This is a genomic window from Bacillus sp. IBL03825, from assembly GCF_024712505.1.
Taxonomy (GTDB): Bacteria; Bacillota; Bacilli; order Bacillales; family Bacillaceae_G; genus Bacillus_A; species Bacillus_A wiedmannii.
Map to the genome: position 1 here is coordinate 1,231,724 of NZ_JAMXKE010000001.1, position 19,055 is coordinate 1,250,778.

Here is a 19,055-nt window from a genome sequence, read left to right on the forward strand (position 1 = left end):
AACATGGCCATATTGTTGGCACTTATCCCAATTATGATGATTTTCATTTGTTTATTTTTATTTAAACAAACGTCATTAAGATCCTCTTTAATTGCTTACGTTGTGTCTGTTGGAATCGTTTTACTCTCGCCAACGTTTCAACTAGGGATAAGTGAAACTGTGCACGCAACGATTAAAGGTTGGTTAATTTGTTTTATTGTTGGGTACGTTTTGTTTTTCGGTATTTTTTTATTTCACCTCATGAACAAAATGGGGTACATCGATCAAGTAGCGCGTTTTTTAGAAGAAGTGACGCACGATCGTTTATTACAAATGCTCCTTATGTGTTTTGGTATTTGTCCGCTAATCGAATCAGTAAGTGGGTTCGGAATTGGCTTCATGGTTGCAGCACCTATCTTTCTATCATTGGGCTATAAACCGTTTCAGGCTGTACTGCTTTCATTTATCGGCTTACTAGCTAGTTCGTGGGGCGCAATGGCAACTGGTACGATTATCGGTTCGCAGCTAATAAATATGCCGCTTACAACACTTGGTGCAAATACGGCACTACTAAGTATTCCGATGTTTGCTTATTTCGTCATTCTTTCTTTACACGTTGTTGGTGGCTGGCGGGCCGTAATTGAAAAGTGGAAAGAAGGATTCGGTTTCTTTCTATTATTTTCTCTCGGAATCTATCTTTCTAACGCATACGTAAGTGTTGAACTAGCAGGTATATTAAGTTCTATCGTTACAATTACATTTGGCTTTCTTATCATTAAATTAAAAGGAAAAAGTGAGCAAAATTTAATAACAGAACATGCTGCAGCAACGGAGAGAGAAGTATCTATTATAAAAATTATTAGCCCTTATATATTCTTAACTGTTTGTATTTTGCTTTCTCGCCTCGTACCAGCATTACATGATGTATTCAGATCATATGCCGTTCTTGATTTGAAATCATACTCTTACAAGCTAGAGCTACTATATTCACCAGGATTTTGGCTCGGTATGACATGCTTATTTACTATTATCTTCTTCCGTATTCCATCTCATATTATTAAACAATCACTCTCGCAAACGATAAAACAATGGATTCCTTTTGCGATTACAACGACGATGTTTATCGCCATTTCAGAACTAATGGGTGCATCTGGCATGCATTCATTACTGGCAAAAACAGCTGGTGAAACATTTGGAACGTTTTTCGTTTTCGTTGCCCCGTTTATCGGCGGAATCGGTGGCTTTTTAACAGGTAGTAACGCCGGATCAAATGCGATGTTTATAAAACTACAAATGCAAACTGCGCAAAACGTAGCGCTTCCGTGGCAATACGTCACAACACTGCAAAACACCGCATCGTCAGTAGCGACAATCGCTTGCCCGTCACGGATTACACTAGGGGCGTATTTATGTAACATTCCTTATCGTGAAAATGAATTGTTAAAGAAGACGACGTTAATGATCTTTGGTGCAATTTTGCTAGTAGTGGTAGAGGTTATTGTTTGGTATATGTTGAGAAATTAAAAATCCTCCTAACATAGGAGGATTTTCTTTATGATTGGATAATGTTTTAAATATGAAAAGCTTCTACTAAATGAATAGGAGATGAAATGTATGCCCCTAAAAAACTACGGCGTGTTAAAAGGTACAGTTATACAATCAAAGATTGGAAAAGGGAAAACACCTCATTATCAAGTTCATTTACAAGGTGAAGCAGAAGTAGATTATCGTATTGCAATTAACGTCAAATCGCAAAGTTATCCGTCAGAAGTTTTATATTTTGCGAGCGACAATATTCGGTCAGAAGCAATTAATATTTTACCGACATTACCATTCGGTTTTACAGAAATAAAAAACAATGAACCGAAAGTAGCTTTAGACTACGTAAGAGGTAATGTATTTGAATCGAAACAAATGATTCCTTTACCTGCTGAAAAAGCAGGTGTTGATAATGATTTAAATGAAAAAATAGAACGTTATATAAAACGAGCGATAGAAGAAAAAGCGATTATTTACGCATTTGGTGAAAGATGGGGGCCAGAAGAAAATACACCGGATTCTTACTTCCATTTCGAACCAGGAAACGGTATACACGATATTCATATGAACCAAGGGAATGTAGAGAAATGGAAAGGTGATAATGGTATATGGCAAGACGGAGGTATACTCATTCACTTCGAAAAGGAAGAATCATGGATCGGTATTTTTCTTGCCTTCCAGTCGCAGTCATGGTGTACAGATGAAGATGGGCACGCTCGTGTTCCGGTTGAGCATTGTGATTATAAGAACAATAAGTGATGAGAGGAGGGCGTTCAAAAAGAACGCCCTCCTCTTATTTTATAAAACCCAAAACTAACAAGTGTAGAAAGACAAGAGAACAGTAGTGCCACACTAGAAAATGCGATGAGGTACATATTATACTTTATCACTTTGCCGATTAGCTGGTTACTGTCGTACTGAAATAGTCCTGCGATTATGTTGAATAAAAATAATACGATAAACATGACGATGACACCGTCTATTGATCCTTTAATATCTGGTTTACTTAAAGCGATATGTGCAGAAATACAAATGGCGATAAATAAAAATAGCCAAAAGGAAGGATTCAATAAATTACTTATTGTAAATAAGCTTTTCAATAATACGAACGTCGACAAGAGCATGTTTTGAACCATTTCTATATTAATAGAAGTAGAAGCGATTGTTTTTTCGAGAGTGGTACTAAATAAGAAATATGAATTTGGTACGAAATAGCGCATTAAAAGGATTAGTGCAGTAATACCAGAAATAATAGGACCGATTCCAATGAAGAAGTTCCCAATTCGTTGATATACACTTTTTTGATTGTATTGATGCTGTACGTAGCCTAAAGCACCTTGACTTGTATCTGTTGGGAAAAACTGCGTTGCTACAATTTTATGACGAAATAGTACACACATAATGGCATGTCCAAGTTCATGAATAGGAACACCGATCCACGCCGTTAAAAGGAATCCTTTTCTTCCGAAAGCTCTCGACCAATACATGCGTGTGAGAGATTCTAAATAGCCTAATAGAAATCCAATTACAATGATAACGCCAATTAAAGAAAATAATTGGATTACGCTTGTAAGGAGTATTTGAAAAATTGAGTTTACCAATTCCATTGCCAGTCATCCAATCTGTTAAAAATGTTATTTGTTCTGTTTCATAATAGCATTATTTTTCAAGATTGCTAGCACATATATTTCTTTTGAAAGAAGGATTTCATAATCTTTTTCTTGTAGTCATGTTTTATGTACAAAGTCATATATTGAACTTGTAACACCCTATATGGTATCTGCTTAAGGAGGGAATGAGAGAATGAAATGTCCAGCGTGTCAGACGGAAAATGCAGCAGAGGCAAAATTTTGCGGAAAGTGTGGACATTCGTTGACGGAGGAAGCAGTAGCGAGTGGTGCACAAGAAGAAGGTGAGCAACAAGCACGCGTAGCACCAAAAAAGGAAACTCGACAAAATGAAACAGTAGAGCAAGCGAAGCGGTTTGCAAGTGGCTATTTTCAGTTCTTTAAACATGCTTTCAAAGCACCGACAGCGATTATGAAAAGCGGCAAGGTTGAAGTACGAAATGGAATTGTAAGTCTTGTTCTTATTTGTTTTTTAGGGGCATGTATTTTTTATAGAATGATGAGTGCTGGGGCAGCAGTTACGAGAACGTTAGTGCCAGATGTTTCTACTCTTACATTTTTTGGAGAAGCTGTAACGGTCTTTTTCTTTTTATTGATTTTAACTTTGTTTGTCGGATTTATTATTTTTGTAAGTGGTAAGATGATGAAATCTTCTTTTTCATTTCTTGAAGTATTTGGCGTATGGGGAACGATAGCAACGCCGGCTATCGCTATATTAGTTCTTACTTTTCTTTTTAGTTTTCTATTAATCTTTTTCTTACCAATATTATTATCTGTAGCTACAACTTATATAGGGATTAGTGTAACTGTTGCCATATTAAAATTAGACAACGGCGGATTAGATCTTGTTTACACACTTATTATCGCAAATGTTTTAATTGGAATCGCAACATTCATTGTACTTTGGTCTTACATTAGCACGATAATTCAAACCATTACTCAGGGATTAACTGGCCTCTAAAGAAAAGGTGGTTGAATGGATGAATGTATGTACAAATTGTGGGACTCATTTTGAAGACGGTGTGCAATTTTGTCAAAACTGCGGTCAGAAGAGGGAAAGTCTTGTAGTAAAGAAGACAATGAGCAGCGGTACAAAATTTGGCATTACACTCTTAACATTACTTGCTGTAGTGATTGTGGGACTGTATTTGTACGGATCATCGTATTATAAGCAGGCGGCACAAGTAGATCGAATGATTACTATTGTACAAGAGAGGGACGGGGAGAAGTTAGCTGAAATCGTCACGGCAGATGATCCATCAGTTATTGCAACGAGAGAGAGTCTAATGCCGCTATTTTCGTATATAAAAGAAAATCCATCTTACTTGAATGAATTGAAAGAACAGTTGAGGATAGGTGAAAAACAAGGGAATGGAATTGAAAGAGCAGACTTTTCGTTAACGAAAGACGGAAAGTATTTCTTTATCTTTGATCGGTATAAATTGAAAGCGAAGACGTATTATACGACGGTGCTTACAAATGAAAAAGGTACATCTTTAAAAATGAACGGAAAAGAAATTGATAAGTCTGATGACAAAAAGTTTGAGAAGCAATATGGACCGTTTCTTCCAGGGGCTCAAGTGTTTCAAGCAGAATATAAAAATGACTATGTAAAACTATCACGTGAAGAAAAGGTTGTACTTATAAAACAAGGTCAAAATAATGTAACGATAGATTTAACGTTGCAAGGGCAATATATTACTGTCCAAACGAATGCACCTGGTGCAACATTGTATGTGAATCAAAAGCCAGTTACAGCTCTGGCTGGAGAAGAAATTAAGTGGGGACCGGTAGCAACTGATGGAAGTACGACGATTTATTTAGAACGAAATGGAGAAAATGGAAGGGAGACGACGAAGGTAGAAACGGTAACGGCACTTCCGTCTTATAATCTTCCATTCCACAAGAAGAGTACAGAAAAAACAGTTGTTTATAATGTTACTCCTCCCTCCGCGACTCGGTATGTATATAATGGTTTCATCTTACCGGATAGTGATATTCGAAAACTAACGAGTGCAGACTTAACATATTTATCGAAAGAACAATTGAAAATAGCGAGAAATGAAATATACGCAAGACATGGACACATGTTTCAAACGAAAGATATGCAAGCGTATTTCTCAAAACAGTCTTGGTATAGAGAAAATCCGTATTTTACAGGAAAGCTAACAGATATTGAATCTTATAATGTTGAACTCATCAAATCAAGAGAATAGAACACGTGAAAAAAGGTACAGTGCATAACTGTACCTTTTTTATGGTTATTTATCTGAACCAGGATCCCTTGAGAAAAAGATGTGAAAGAGAAATGTGACTTTGCTTGATCCTCCTGATGTACTAGCTTGTATATGGGATAAAGGACCAGACGTTAGAGCTGCCTCGGAATGGGGTGGCACGACTATTTTGAGCGCATGATCTGATTCTGGTGAGGCAGTAACGGTTATTGTATCATCAGAAAAGTTCATAATTTTAACAGAACCGACTGGAAAGATGGACTTGCCAGCATGTGATGCTGAAGCGAATTGGGTAGCTTTCCAAATATCTTGCGCAAACGTATCATCGTTAGATAACCAAGCACGGGCACTATATATTGTTGCATTAATGGAAAATTCTTGGTCAAGTGAGAGAGCGGGTTTCGGTTCTTTTGGTTCTTGTGGTTCCTCTGGAAGCTGGGCGAGAAGGCCGGCGCACATGTATGTTTCACCTACTTTCAATAGTAACTGTTATAGCATATTAAACATGTTGTTTTTAAGACACGACGATTACCTATTAAGGCATAGGTTCGTGCACCAAATTTGAAGATGGAATTCTCTTTCTTTACAATGGGAGTAGGTGTTATTTCTATAAAATATGGAAAACGTAAAGAGTATGTAAAAAATAAGGAGTGGTAAAGTGAACTATGTCATTATTGGTGGAGATGCAGCTGGTATGAGTGCAGCTATGCAAATTGTTAGAAACGATGAAAATGCAAATGTTGTAACATTAGAAAAAGGTGAAATTTATTCGTACGCGCAGTGTGGATTACCGTATGTCATTAGTGGTGCTATCGCTTCAACAGAAAAATTAATCGCGCGCAATGTAAAGGCGTTTCGTGATAAATACGGAATTGATGCGAAAGTGCGTCATGAAGTAACGAAAGTCGATACGGAAAAGAAAATGGTGTACGCAGAGCATACAGAGACGAAAGATATTTTTCAATTTCCATATGACCGTTTACTAGTTGCAACTGGAGTACGCCCTGTTATGCCGGAATGGGAAGGACGAGATTTACAAGGCGTTCATCTTTTAAAAACAATTCCGGATGCTGAGCGCATATTAAAAACGTTAGAGACGAATAAAGTTGAAGATGTAACGATTATTGGCGGCGGTGCAATTGGACTTGAGATGGCAGAAACATTCGTCGAACTTGGTAAGAAAGTAAGAATGATTGAGAGAAATGATCATATCGGTACAATTTATGATGCAGATATGGCGGAGTATATACATAAAGAAGCAGATAAACATCATATTGAAATTTTAACAAATGAAAATGTAAAAGCGTTTAAAGGAAACGAAAGAGTGGAACAAATTGAAACGGATAAAGGTACGTATAAAGCGGATCTTGTTTTAGTATCTGTTGGAGTGAAGCCGAATACTGATTTTCTTGAAGGAACAAATATACGTACAAATCATAAAGGAGCAATCGAAGTAAATACATATATGCAAACGAATGTGCAGGACGTATATGCAGCTGGTGATTGCGCAACACATTACCACGTTATAAAGGAAATTCATGATCATATCCCGCTCGGAACGACTGCAAATAAACAAGGGCGACTTGCTGGACTGAATATGCTTGATAAGCGAAGAGCATTTAAGGGTACGTTAGGTACAGGTATTATTAAATTTATGGATTTGACGCTCGCAAGAACAGGCTTAAATGAAAAAGAAGCAAAAGGGCTACATATCCCATATAAAACAGTCAAAGTAGATTCAACAAATATGGCGGGCTATTATCCAAATGCGAAACCACTTTATTTGAAATTACTATATCGTTCTGACACGAAACAATTATTAGGCGGACAAGTAATTGGAGAAGAAGGTGTAGATAAACGGATTGATGTGATTGCAATGGCGCTTTTCAATAAAATGAGCATTCACGATTTAGAAGATGTCGACTTAAGTTACGCACCACCATATAACAGCGTTTGGGATCCAATTCAGCAAGCGGCAAGGCGAGCAGAATAGCACTTTTTAAGTGCTATTTTTTTTGCAAAGGTAGGTAAACTTTTTTAGCGAATAATAAAGAGGGAGAAACAGTTACATATAGGGAAGGGGATTATTAAAAATGTTTGTAGCACTTCAAACCGTTCAAGAATCTGAAAAAGAAATATTACGTAATTTGTACGCACTATATCTTCATGATCTCTCTACATTCACTCCTAATATAAAGATTGGGGCAAATGGATTTTTTGAATATGAAGATTTGCACATGTTTTGGGAAAATGACGGAATCACTCCGTATTTTATTAAAAGTGATAATGAGATTGTAGGATTTTTATTACTACTGGAACGTCCTTTTTTGAAGAAGGAAAACGACTTTGGTATAAATGACATTTTCATATTGAATCAGTACAAGGGGAAAGGAATCGGTAAACAAGTTATTGCGAATGTACTAAAAGAGAAACGAGGGCAGTATTTCGTTATCGAACTTCTAAAAAATGTACCAGCAGTGTCGTTTTGGAAGAAAGTATATAAAGAACTGAACATTGAATTTGATGAGAGAGAGCAGTTAATTGATGATGAAGAATGCCTCGTTCACACGTTTAAAATTTAATGAAATTGGTGTTCCTTTTATATTAATTTGAAATTTAACTTTATCCCGCTATTTGCGGACAGTAAGACCCCCACCTCAAAATCCAGCGAAAGCAAAGAAGTTAGGTGGGCGATCAACTGCCCGTAAAAGCCCGATTGGTTCAACTAATAATCAGTGGGGATGAAGACCCCTATTGATTAAAGTTTCACTTTATTTTGAATATACCGTTCACCCTTGAAAACATAGTACTTATCGCTTATATTTTCATATAGTATTTATTTTTTAATAAAGCATTGAACGAACCAGGGGGCGCAGTATGGCAATTAATATGAAAACAATCGAAGAATGGATTGTTGAATCAAATACAAGACATGAAGAAGACTTTGGACATGTTGTGGAAGAAATGAAAGAAGTATGTGTCGGACTTGATAACGCGACATTAATTTATACGAAAAATGTATTTTGTTTCGGTAAAAAAGTAGAAGTATTTTTCTTCTTCCAAGACCATGTCGTGATCGGACAAGAAAAAGACGAATATATTGAGATTGAAAAATTAAAGTATGATGCCATTACAAATAGTAATTTAAAAACAAATGACAAAAATACAACGTTAGAATTAAAGTTTGCTAACGGACAATCTATTAATTTAGATAGTTTAAATGATAACTACGGTACGAAAAATTGGTTATTTGCTAGACAAATTAAGAGTATTTTTAAATTAATCTAGTAAAAAAGCACGCCGTCCACCGGCGTGCTTCTAATTACGCAAATCCCCTTTTAACCAATTCCGCGCTCGATACGCCCCAACAGGAATTTGAATAAGAGACGTTTCATTTCCAGTATCTATCCCGTATAACTGATCACATGAATTTGTATCAAAACTTAGTAATGGATGACCGCCCATCCCCATCGCGGTTGCGGCGAAAACGAGTTTATGGACGAGTATGCCAGCTTCCATTTGGTGAATACGGTACCCTCTATAGCCTAATGCACGTGTATAGTAATCTTTCTTTCCGACTACATGTAGGCAAAGCGGTACTTGAAAAAGATTCACGTTATCCATCGTCATACTAGATTGAAGGGGATAACGAAGGTCTCCATATCGAAGTGGTTGTATGGAATGCGTTTTACTGTTATAAGCGTAAGCACCGTTTTCTATATTTTTTACGTTATAAAAACATCCATATAAGGAGACGCGCGCATTTTCATTTACATACTGACCATCAAGGTCGTTGTAATAAGGGAAGGAGAGGCTCGCTTCTTGTAGTAAAGTAGCGAGCTCGGCTGCATCCCATTTCGTGAAAGTAAAGTCAGCATCAGGGGAATACCGTTCTTTACAAAGTTGTAAGAAATCATACGATAACCGTTCTACTTGCGGCAACTGTACAGCGTGCGCATGATGTTGATAGTGCTCTTCATGATGTAGTGTGTGGAAGTGTGCTGTCGATTCGATCATAGAAGCTTCATTTATTTTGGTTATCATAGGATGTTTATCTACTTGCTTTGATCGAACGAAATGTTCGTGTGCTAACGGCGGAATTTGTTGCAACAACTCATGAGAAGTAACTGTTTTATTTTCATGGTAATCATTGTGAAACCAACCAGTTTGCGGTTCTGTACTTAAAGGAACAACAGCATACACGCTTTCTTCGCCTTCTGGCAGTCCGAGTAAATGATTGATTGCGCGGTCTAAAAACTGAAAATATACGCCATTTGTGTAGCCAAATTGTTTGGCACATGCAAGTAATTGTCCGATGAGAACACCGCTATCTAAGCCTTGAAGCCGGTACGAAAAATTATTGTATTTAAAGAAGTTTTTCCAAAACATAGTGGATACGAATGCAGCGCCAAAACAAGACTGTATGTTACAACGGTTGCCAAGTGCTTCCGAAAGATAAGAATCGAAATTTCCTTCACGAAGTAAAACAAGCCGGTGATGCGCGGCATCGTAATGGTAAATGCCGTCTGGATAATCGTCAATCTTTAAATATATATACAATTCATTCGGATATAAAGCACCACCTGAAGGGATAGATCTTCGGAATAAAATTTTTTCGCTATTTAGCTGACATAACTGAGTTAAACCGAATGAGTACCCAAGGTAATGACCAATCTTCTTTAAAGTAGGTGTAGTAGAAGAGTTAGGTAAAGATAATGAAATTTCTAAAGAGAGAGGGATGACAGGTACATTTCGATATAATTTATAAGGAAGTGGTGCATCTGCCCAGTCCACTTCATGATTCGGCATAATTTCATCGATAGAAAAATGGAGATGATGTAAAAAAGTATCCAGCTGCATAGAATCCCCTCCTTTACTATGGAAACGGATGCGGATGTGGATTTAATTGTGCATTCGTTAAAGGCTCAGCGCTATATCCAAGTGTCATCGGTACAGTATACACTCTATCTAGTCCTGTAACCCGAGTGAGATGGTGACCGAACGTCATCGGGAGCATGCCTGGAATAATGACTTTTACACAATGTAATCCGTTTTTTTCTATAAGAGGTACTGTTTGATCTACAACGATTACTTCAAGTCCAGATTGCTGCAGACGGTTTAAAAGTTGATGAAGATCGGATGTTAAATCTATATTAACTGATTGTAATGCATTCATTTCTTGGAACGATTGCACAGGGGCATCGTCACGTAAAAGGAAGTGAAGCCGTTCTTCTGCTTCTTGCAATCCGTACAGCATACTATGGTCTTCCATTTTATTAACGAGATAAGGATCGTGTAAGCAGTTTTCGTAGTGCTCTCTTTTTTGTTCGAGTTCATCGTCTGCTATTAGTAACATGCCAGCTATTTCATGGATGGCACTCTTTAAAGCACGGACAGGATCTAAATGAGAGCCTCCCGCACAAACAACGTTCATTCCATTTTCACGCGTATTTTTCGCAATTACCCATAAGCTTGGGATACCGTGTTCCATCGTTGCGTTAAAAGCATGTAACTCATACCCAGTAATCGTGTACAGTCGCTGAATCATTAATTGTAATTCCGTATCATTTGCTGAACTAAGATCAAGGCGGGGGAGAGGTAATTCGGCATACCAAGTGAGCAAAAAGGCGTCACGCTCTACAATTTCTAAAATGCCGTGAAAAATTGCTTCTTCTAAACTACCACCAATTGCACATCCATTTGATGTTTCATACACGAAAGCATCTCGATGACCGAGACTATAATAAGCAATTGATTCAGGAACTAAAAGTGGTCGGTTTTGTAATAAAGAATAGCCCCATACCCAGTTTTGTTCATAGTCAGGATCAAACGGTTTAAACGGAAAACTATTACGATTATAATGTTCATTTGTATGTACACCGAGTAAGAGGGGATTAAGTGCATGATCCTCTAACTCATGAAAACTGCCGTGTACATTTGTCTTTTTTCCTCGAGGTGACATACCACAATATCGTTCTAAACCTTCTAAAATAGCAGTCGCTTCACTTATTGCAAATGAATGAGTTCGGCCTGCAACACCTTCATTTCCAAACATTAATGGCATGTTTATAATAACGTCAGCAAATGGTAATAAAGAGTGCTGCATTTTTCCGTTTAACATACCGACGCGATAATCTAAATAATCTCTCGTTAAAAATGTGTTTAGTTCATGAATGGAACGACAGCGATATGCTGCTTCGCTTGCTTTTAAGCTCGGTTGTAACGAAATCGCTGCTGCATCCGCCGTATCATCAGGCAAATTGCTACATACAGGGCAGAGCGGATCGGGAAGAAAAGAATGCCGTGTACATTGCAGTGTTTGTAAGTTTAGTAAAATGAGTTCATTTTCTAAAGAAGAATGGCTATGATTTAATATTTTCTCTGTTTCTGCACGAATAAGATGGCACATTTGTAACATACCATTTTGGGTGGCACGTACATCACGCCTTGTTACATTATCTGCCTTTAACGTATATTTCCGCTGTAGTTCCCACATTTCTTGTTGATCAAAGCCGGCGATAAAGCGGCGTCCATCAGAGCAGTTGGAACAGCCAGTTGCAAGAGGATGAATGTAAGGACCGATAATACCTTCACCAAATGAAGTGAATGCACGTAGCCATGGAATATGATTTGACCGAAACATTAGCTCGGCATCATGATGAATAGTAGAAGGAGAGCCATCATGTAATACGAGAGCGAGATGAATATTTTCAGGGAGTTCTTCTGTAAGGCTATGTTGGCGAATGATAGAATATTGTTTGCATAGTTGATCATGTGCATAGTTTGCAAGTAAGCCATCTCCTATAAGCAATATATTTTGAGTCATAGACTGTCCTCCTTTGCAATTAATACACCGTACACACCATCTAAGTTTTCTTTCAAAAATGATTCAATGGCTAAATCAAACACGAATGGATAAAAATTATGTTCTTCTAAATGTTGCAAGGCAAGCCGCACAGATTGCACACCTGGAACTTCTTCTTCCGCTTGTATTTCCACTCTAAAAGAATCCGTGTCATATAAAATAATAGAGGATTCAGGCAAGATATTAGCTCTGTAAGGAGTCTCTTCATTTTGAATATGAAGAAGTGATAGTTGTAGTGCGTTTCGTAAGGCTAACGTCATATTAATATTAGATGCACCGTACCATCGATCATTTATACCGACCCAAACGACAGGGAAGCTGAGAATCTCTTCGCTTACTGCTATTTTAGGTGTTTCATGAATTGTAGAGAGAGCATCGTAATAAAATCTACAATGTTTATCATGAATTTCAGTTAAATCAATCGTCGTAATTTCTTCTAGCATATGTGACTGCCGCTCATACAATTTATTATTTAAATGTTGTTGTAGCGCCCGGTATACACCTTCTGTCATCGTTTCTCCAGCGCCAATACCGATATCATTATGTTCAGGAATAAGGCGGTGCATAATTTCCGCTACATATGTTTCAATTCCTGCTAAACCAGCTTCTCGGCGCGCTTCATTATGAGTTAAACCACCACAAGTCATAAGAGGCAGGAGGGAAGCAGGGCCATCTGATAGTGGAGTAGCTACTTGAATATGGCATTGTGATAACGGTAATTGATATGAATCTTGTTCATCCCATACATGGAATAAACCAGCTTCTTTAGAAGTTAATGAGTCGAAAAAGCGGAATAAATCAGTTGAGGTATGTTGGTTGGAACGCTGCTCAAGTTGTTCAGAAAGGTTTTCTATCGTATCAATTGTAAAACTTTCATCAGTTGCGAGAGGATGTTTTATAAAAGGATGCCATGCTCCTTCGAGTGTTTCGTAATTTAATAAAAAGAATTGTGGTTCTTTTTCCCGGTAAGAATCATCAGCGACACGTTTAAGTAATTCAAATACGATTATATTTGCTAACATTGCAGATGGAAGTGGTGAAAATGATGCTGATGAATGTTCATTTTGTAAAGTCGTTTCATGTAGCCGATGCCATGCGGATTCCCAGCATTCTTCACGATTAGCTATTACGATAGGGCCGGCTATACCAAGTGCTGATAAACAGACGGCAGGTATGAAGTTCTTTCCTACTTCTCTACAAATCGTGTGAACTGCTCTTAGGCCTTCAATATCTCCATTTTGAGAAACATACAAAATCCAGTCGAAAGGCTCGAACACTTCATGCAGGGGACGATCAATTGTCGTATCTATTTCCTGAACAAGGACATGATCATCAACTTCATGTGCAAGTTCTACTAGCTCATGAATGCGATCGTAATTTGTTTCCTCATAATCTGTAACAAGGTAATGAAAGGTAGGTAATCCTGATTCTAATAAAGAAGAAACTAAGGAAGTAAGCATATCTCCAGAACCAATTATAAGGACGTTTGCCGCGCGATACGTTTCGAATTTTAGAGCGCCTGAATGAGAATCAGCTTCTAAAAATTCAATTTGTGAAGCGTATCTATCAAGTAATGCGCTATTTAATGCATGAGGTGCATCTTGACTTACATCCCGAACGAAACCATTTTCATATAAAATCTCTCCAATTTCAAATACACGATTTTGATAGGGGAGAGGGAGACCATCGGTTATTTCTGCTAAAGAATAATTCCCGTTAAACATTGGCATTAATTTTTCAATCCAGTTGTAAATTCCATCACCGTCCATACGAAATGAACTGGCATTATTTCGAAAATAGACACCCCCGTTTGAGTCGGGAAGGAAAAAAGTATCCTTATTTGCTTTAAGTTTTGCATCAATTGGAAGGTTATTCATTTTAATCCTCCTTACGTTTTAGGCATACATTATTAGCTTATGTTATGAAATTTGTCCCGTATGAATGCAATAAAAAAAGGCTGTAGAATAATTCATTCTACAGCCTTTAATAGATTATTAATCTATCAACCTTCTAATAATAATGATTTTGGATCTTCAAGCATATCTTTAACAGCAACAAGGAAGCTAACTGCTTCTTTACCATCAACAATACGGTGATCGTAAGATAGTGCAAGGTACATCATCGGACGGTTTTCCATACGCTCGTTATCAATCGCAACTGGACGTACTTGGATTTTATGCATTCCTAGAATACCTACTTGTGGGCTATTTAGGATTGGTGTTGACATTAGAGAACCGAATACACCACCGTTTGTAATTGTGAATGTACCACCTTGTAACTCTTTTAATGAAAGTTTGTTATCGCGTGCTTTCATACCTAAATTACGAATCTCGCTTTCAATTTCAGCGAAGTTCAATTGGTTAGCATCGCGTACAACTGGAACAACTAATCCATCTGGAGCTGCTACTGCAATACCGATATCATAGAATTTTTTTATGATAAGCTCGTCGCCTTGAATTTCAGCATTTAATAATGGGAATTGTTTTAATGCTGCAACAACTGCTTTTGTGAAGAATGACATGAAACCAAGACGTACATCATGTTTTTTCTCGAAAGCATCTTTACGCTCTTTACGTAATTCCATGATTGCAGTCATATCAACTTCGTTAAATGTTGTTAACATTGCAGATGTTTGTTGAACTTCTACAAGGCGTTTTGCAATTGTTTGACGGCGGCGGGACATTTTCACGCGCTCAACTGGTTTTTCGAATTCCGTTTTTGCAACTGGAGCAGGAGCTGGACTTTTTGGAGCAGCTGGTGCTTCTTTTGGTGCGGCAGCATGAGCTTGTACATCGTGTGGTCTCACACGTCCAAGTGGATCTGTGCTACGTACATCGTTTAAGTCGATACCTAATTCACGAGCCATTTTTCTAGCAGCTGGTGATGCGATAGGACGGTTCGTATTCGGTAAACCTTGTAAAGTTGTAGTTTGCTCAGCATTTGGTGCCGCAGCTTTCGGTGCTTCAGTTGTTTCTTGTTTTGGCTGTTCAGCAGCCGGTGCAGGTGTACTTACTGCAACTGGTGCTCCGTTTGCATCTAAAATTGCGATAGTTGCACCAACTTCAACTGTATCCCCAGGTTCGCCTAGTAACTTCGATACAATACCTGAATCTTCTGCAATGATTTCTACATTGACTTTATCAGTTTCAAGCTCAACAACGCTGCCACCTTTCTCAACTTTGTCGCCTACGTTGATAAGCCATTGTGAGATAGTTCCTTCAGTAATAGATTCTGCAAGCTCAGGTACTTTAATTTCGATCATTTTAAATGTCCTCCCCTTATTTGCCTAACGGTGTGTTTTTTCTTCTTTTGTCTTCGGTAATCTCCATTTGTTAGCTTGCCCCCGGGCAGAATATCTGTCCGGGGAGCAGGCTAGAAACCTTCATTGTTACTTTCAGTTGCTGAAAACTTCAATTTCTTGTTTATCTTGACGGAAGTTATATTTCACATCTAAAGCGTGTGCAACAATTAGTTCTTGCTCAGCTTTGTGAGCGAATGGATCGCCACCAGATGGGCTAGAGCGATCTGGGCGTCCAATATAACCTGTTTTCACTTTATCTCCAGCAAGTTCGAACAGAATTGGAGCCATGTAATGCCATGCGCCCATATTACGAGGTTCTTCTTGAACCCAAATAATTTCTTCTAAGTTTTTAAAGCGTTTAATAATAGATTGAACTTTCTCAGCGGGGAATGGGTAAAGCTGTTCAATACGAACGACATGAACTTCATCTAAGTTATACTCATGTTTACCAGACTCAATTTCTGCTGCTAAGTCAATCGCCATTTTACCTGTGCTTAAAACAAGACGTTTTACTTTAGTTGGTTTTGTACCAAGGTTTTCTTGTTCTAGAGCAGGTTGGAAACGTCCTTCGCTTAACTGACTAGCAGTTGAAAGCGTAAGTGGGTGACGTAATAAACTCTTTGGCGTCATCAATACTAATGGTCGAACAGCTTCTGTTCCTAAGATAGATGCTTGACGACGTAAAATATGGAAGTATTGTGCCGCGCTCGTTAAGTTTGCAACTGTCCAGTTATTCTCAGCAGCTAACTGTAAGAATCGCTCTGGACGTGCACTAGAATGCTCTGGTCCTTGACCTTCATAACCGTGCGGTAATAGAAGAACTAAACCAGATTTTTGACCCCATTTTGCTCTTCCTGCTGAAACATATTGATCAAATAATGCTTGCGCAGTATTTGAGAAGTCACCATATTGCGCTTCCCACATAACAAGAGTTTCTGGAGCGAATACGTTATAACCATACTCGTAACCAACAACAGCAGCTTCTGATAACGGACTATTATGAACAGAGAAGGATGCATTAATGTTTGGTAAGCGATGTAATGGTGAATATGTTTCATTTGTATCAGTATCGTGTAATACGATATGACGGTGCGCGAATGTACCACGCTGTGAATCTTGACCAGTTAAACGAATTGGCGTACCTTCTTGTAAAATAGAAGCGAATGCTAATGACTCAGCAAGTGCCCATTCAATTTTACCGTTCTCTTCAAGAGCATCTTTACGGCGCTCAAGAATTTTCTTCACTTTCGGATATACGTTAAAGCCTTCTGGCCAAGATAGTAGACCTTCATTAATTGCACGAAGTGAGTCAATCTCAACACCAGTATCAATTGGCTGAATGCCTTTTGCAACAACATCTGGCACTTTAACGTGAATTGTTGCAGCGCTCGTATCAGCTGGCGGTACTTGTGCATAGTCAGATTTTAATTGCTCTTGTATAAACTGAGTCATTGTTTCAACCTCATCTGCATTTAGAACACCGGCAGCTTGTAATTGATCTGCATAAATCGCTCTTACAGTTGGGTGATTTTTAATCTTTTTGTACACTTGTGGTTGCGTAACTGCTGGGTCATCCATTTCGTTATGACCGTAGCGGCGGTAACCAATTAAATCGATTAAGAAGTCTTTTTTGAACAATGTACGATATTGAATCGCAAGGTTAGCAGCAGCAAGACAAGCTTCTGGATCATCAGCGTTCACGTGAACAATCGGAATATCGAAACCTTTTGCAAGGTCACTTGAATATTTCGTAGAACGAGAATCATAGCTATCAGTTGTAAAACCAACTGCATTGTTTGCGATAACATGAATTGTTCCGCCTGTTTGGTACGCGTTCAATCTGCTTAAGTTCAACGTTTCAGATACAATACCTTGACCAGGGAATGCAGCATCACCATGAACTAAAATTACGAATGATTTTGAAGTATCTTGTTCTGGAAGACCAGATTTTTTACGATTCTCTTGAGCCGCACGTGCAAAACCTTCTACAACAGGGTTAACGAACTCAAGGTGACTTGGGTTATTTGCTAATGTAACGCGAGTGCTAACTTCTTCGTTACTAACGACTTGTTCTCTACCTAAATGGTATTTCACGTCGCCAGTCCAGCCAGAATTTGCCACTGCGCCTTCTATTTTTGCATGTTTGAACTCAGCAAACATGTGACTATATGGTTTTTCTAATACGTGTGCAAGTACGCTTAGACGACCGCGGTGAGCCATACCAATCATGACATCTTCTACGCCGCCCTTTGCACCTTCTAGAACAATTTCATCTAGAACAGGTACAAGCATATCAACGCCCTCGATAGAGAAACGCTTTTGCCCAACGAATGTTTTATGCAAGAATTGCTCGAAACCTTCAACAGCTGTTAAACGTTTTAAAAGAGCAGTTCGTTTTTTATTTGGTAGTGGTTGACGCAATGAATTTGATTCCACCATTTGATGCAACCACGCGCGTTCTTCACTATCTTGTATATGAGAAAATTCATAAGCTAAAGATTTTGTATAAACGTCTTTTAATCTATGAATTACATCAAGTGCAGTGTGAATACCTTCTGGTGCATCTTGCCATACTGTTTTTGCTGGAATCGCTTTCAAGTCAGCATCGCTCAGTTCGTTCATTGCTTTCTCAAGAAGAGATTGTCCATTAGCAACATCTTCCATCGGATTGATGTGAGCCAACGTATGCCCGAATGAACGAATCTGTTCAACAAGCTGAACGACTTTAAGAATTTTTTCAATGTTCCCTGTGTTTTGAGGAGAAAAATTTGTTGCTGTGTTGTCCCCTGTTACGACATTATCTTGAAACGAAGGAGCTCCAAAAATTTCAAAAAGCTCTTGTAATTCCGGATCAACAGAACCTGCTCCAGTTACGTAAAGATCATACTGCTCAATAACATAACCAAGGTTCGGACCATGGAACTTGGCCCAAGGGTTTGTCGTTGTATTCTTCCTCGTCATTTGTTTAAACCTCCCAATGCATATAATCCTTTTTCCATACAAAAGGTGCATTTTGCTCTTTTCAATAATTGATGAACCAATAATCAATGTAAATGTTTTCTTTACTCTTATGTTATTACAATAATTTACATAATACCAAACACTATTACTTATCTGTTTTGTAAAAAAACATTCACAATAACTTATCACCCAAGTTAATCTTTCATGTTATAAAGTAATTTTACAGAAAAATGGGGTGGATATATTTGGTATACCTACACGAATAACTAAAATTGTTGCATGTAAATATAAGTATAATAATTGGAATGTTTCGATAAAAATGAGTTCGAATTATGTATATTGAAATAATAAGCGCTTTCATTGATATTATACAACAATATAACGGAATATAGTATAAAAAATAAAAAATTATGAATTTATCGTAAACTTTATTTAGATAGTGTTAAATATTGAAAGGAAAGTGAAGGATTTCTACAAAAAAAGTTGCTAAACATAAAAAATGCTTCATAAACAGTTAGTTTCTATAAATATGACGAAAAACACCGTAA

Annotated in this window: 14 protein-coding genes; 7 read left to right on the forward strand and 7 right to left on the reverse strand. The window is 37.8% G+C overall.

Going from position 1 to position 19,055, the window contains the following annotated elements; genetic code table 11:
• Nucleotides 1-3: 3 nt before the first annotated feature.
• A complete protein-coding gene (locus NHG49_RS06420; protein ID WP_088048337.1) occupies nucleotides 4-1,503 on the forward strand; it encodes an L-lactate permease in 1,500 nt (499 codons plus the stop codon).
• A gap of 90 nt (nucleotides 1,504-1,593) precedes the next feature.
• Nucleotides 1,594-2,277, forward strand: a complete 684-nt coding sequence (locus NHG49_RS06425; RefSeq protein ID WP_064476779.1) for a DUF2278 family protein — start codon at nucleotides 1,594-1,596, stop codon at nucleotides 2,275-2,277.
• A 14-nt stretch (nucleotides 2,278-2,291) separates the two neighbouring features.
• Here NHG49_RS06425 and NHG49_RS06430 read toward each other — a convergent pair whose 3' ends face one another.
• Nucleotides 2,292-3,125 carry a hypothetical protein gene (locus NHG49_RS06430; RefSeq protein ID WP_088048338.1) on the reverse strand — a complete coding sequence of 278 codons (834 nt, stop codon included), beginning with the start codon at nucleotides 3,123-3,125 and terminating at the stop codon, nucleotides 2,292-2,294.
• Nucleotides 3,126-3,321: 196 nt separating this feature from the next.
• Here NHG49_RS06430 and NHG49_RS06435 point away from each other — a divergent pair, with 196 nt between their 5' ends.
• A complete protein-coding gene (locus NHG49_RS06435; RefSeq protein ID WP_064476777.1) occupies nucleotides 3,322-4,107 on the forward strand; it encodes a zinc ribbon domain-containing protein in 786 nt (261 codons plus the stop codon).
• Nucleotides 4,108-4,126: 19 nt separating this feature from the next.
• On the forward strand, nucleotides 4,127-5,362 hold the full coding sequence (locus tag NHG49_RS06440; RefSeq protein WP_088048339.1) for a TcaA 3rd/4th domain-containing protein: 1,236 nt from the start codon (nucleotides 4,127-4,129) through the stop codon (nucleotides 5,360-5,362).
• A 45-nt stretch (nucleotides 5,363-5,407) separates the two neighbouring features.
• Here NHG49_RS06440 and NHG49_RS06445 read toward each other — a convergent pair whose 3' ends face one another.
• Nucleotides 5,408-5,839, reverse strand: a complete 432-nt coding sequence (locus NHG49_RS06445; protein WP_064476775.1) for a hypothetical protein — start codon at nucleotides 5,837-5,839, stop codon at nucleotides 5,408-5,410.
• Between the two features lie 199 nt (nucleotides 5,840-6,038).
• Here NHG49_RS06445 and NHG49_RS06450 point away from each other — a divergent pair, with 199 nt between their 5' ends.
• The 3 genes from NHG49_RS06450 (at nucleotide 6,039) to NHG49_RS06460 (ending at nucleotide 8,668) form a co-directional block, all read left to right on the forward strand.
• Nucleotides 6,039-7,373, forward strand: coding sequence for an FAD-dependent oxidoreductase (locus tag NHG49_RS06450; protein ID WP_064476774.1), 1,335 nt, complete (start codon nucleotides 6,039-6,041; stop codon nucleotides 7,371-7,373).
• Nucleotides 7,374-7,473: 100 nt separating this feature from the next.
• Nucleotides 7,474-7,962 carry a GNAT family N-acetyltransferase gene (locus NHG49_RS06455; RefSeq protein ID WP_098101831.1) on the forward strand — a complete coding sequence of 163 codons (489 nt, stop codon included), beginning with the start codon at nucleotides 7,474-7,476 and terminating at the stop codon, nucleotides 7,960-7,962.
• A gap of 295 nt (nucleotides 7,963-8,257) precedes the next feature.
• Entirely contained in the window at nucleotides 8,258-8,668 is a 411-nt protein-coding gene (locus tag NHG49_RS06460) for a DUF3908 family protein (protein ID WP_000996806.1), read from the forward strand.
• A gap of 30 nt (nucleotides 8,669-8,698) precedes the next feature.
• On the opposite strand, the gene NHG49_RS06465 is transcribed toward NHG49_RS06460, so the two are convergent.
• From NHG49_RS06465 to odhA, 5 genes are all read right to left on the reverse strand, one after another.
• Complete coding sequence (locus NHG49_RS06465) at nucleotides 8,699-10,240, reverse strand: SagB family peptide dehydrogenase (protein ID WP_088048342.1); 1,542 nt, start codon at nucleotides 10,238-10,240, stop codon at nucleotides 8,699-8,701.
• 16 nt (nucleotides 10,241-10,256) lie between these two features.
• Nucleotides 10,257-12,206, reverse strand: coding sequence for a TOMM precursor leader peptide-binding protein (locus NHG49_RS06470; protein WP_098101835.1), 1,950 nt, complete (start codon nucleotides 12,204-12,206; stop codon nucleotides 10,257-10,259).
• Nucleotides 12,203-14,122, reverse strand: coding sequence for a putative thiazole-containing bacteriocin maturation protein (locus NHG49_RS06475; RefSeq protein ID WP_258125623.1), 1,920 nt, complete (start codon nucleotides 14,120-14,122; stop codon nucleotides 12,203-12,205). The genes NHG49_RS06470 and NHG49_RS06475 overlap by 4 nt, the downstream gene beginning before the upstream one ends.
• 125 nt (nucleotides 14,123-14,247) lie before the next feature.
• The gene (gene odhB, locus NHG49_RS06480) at nucleotides 14,248-15,507 is read right to left on the reverse strand and encodes a 2-oxoglutarate dehydrogenase complex dihydrolipoyllysine-residue succinyltransferase (protein WP_088048345.1); all 1,260 of its coding nucleotides are present in this window, start codon (nucleotides 15,505-15,507) and stop codon (nucleotides 14,248-14,250) included.
• 132 nt (nucleotides 15,508-15,639) lie between these two features.
• Nucleotides 15,640-18,507, reverse strand: coding sequence for a 2-oxoglutarate dehydrogenase E1 component (odhA, locus tag NHG49_RS06485; protein WP_098101839.1), 2,868 nt, complete (start codon nucleotides 18,505-18,507; stop codon nucleotides 15,640-15,642).
• Between the last annotated feature and the right edge of the window lie 548 nt (nucleotides 18,508-19,055).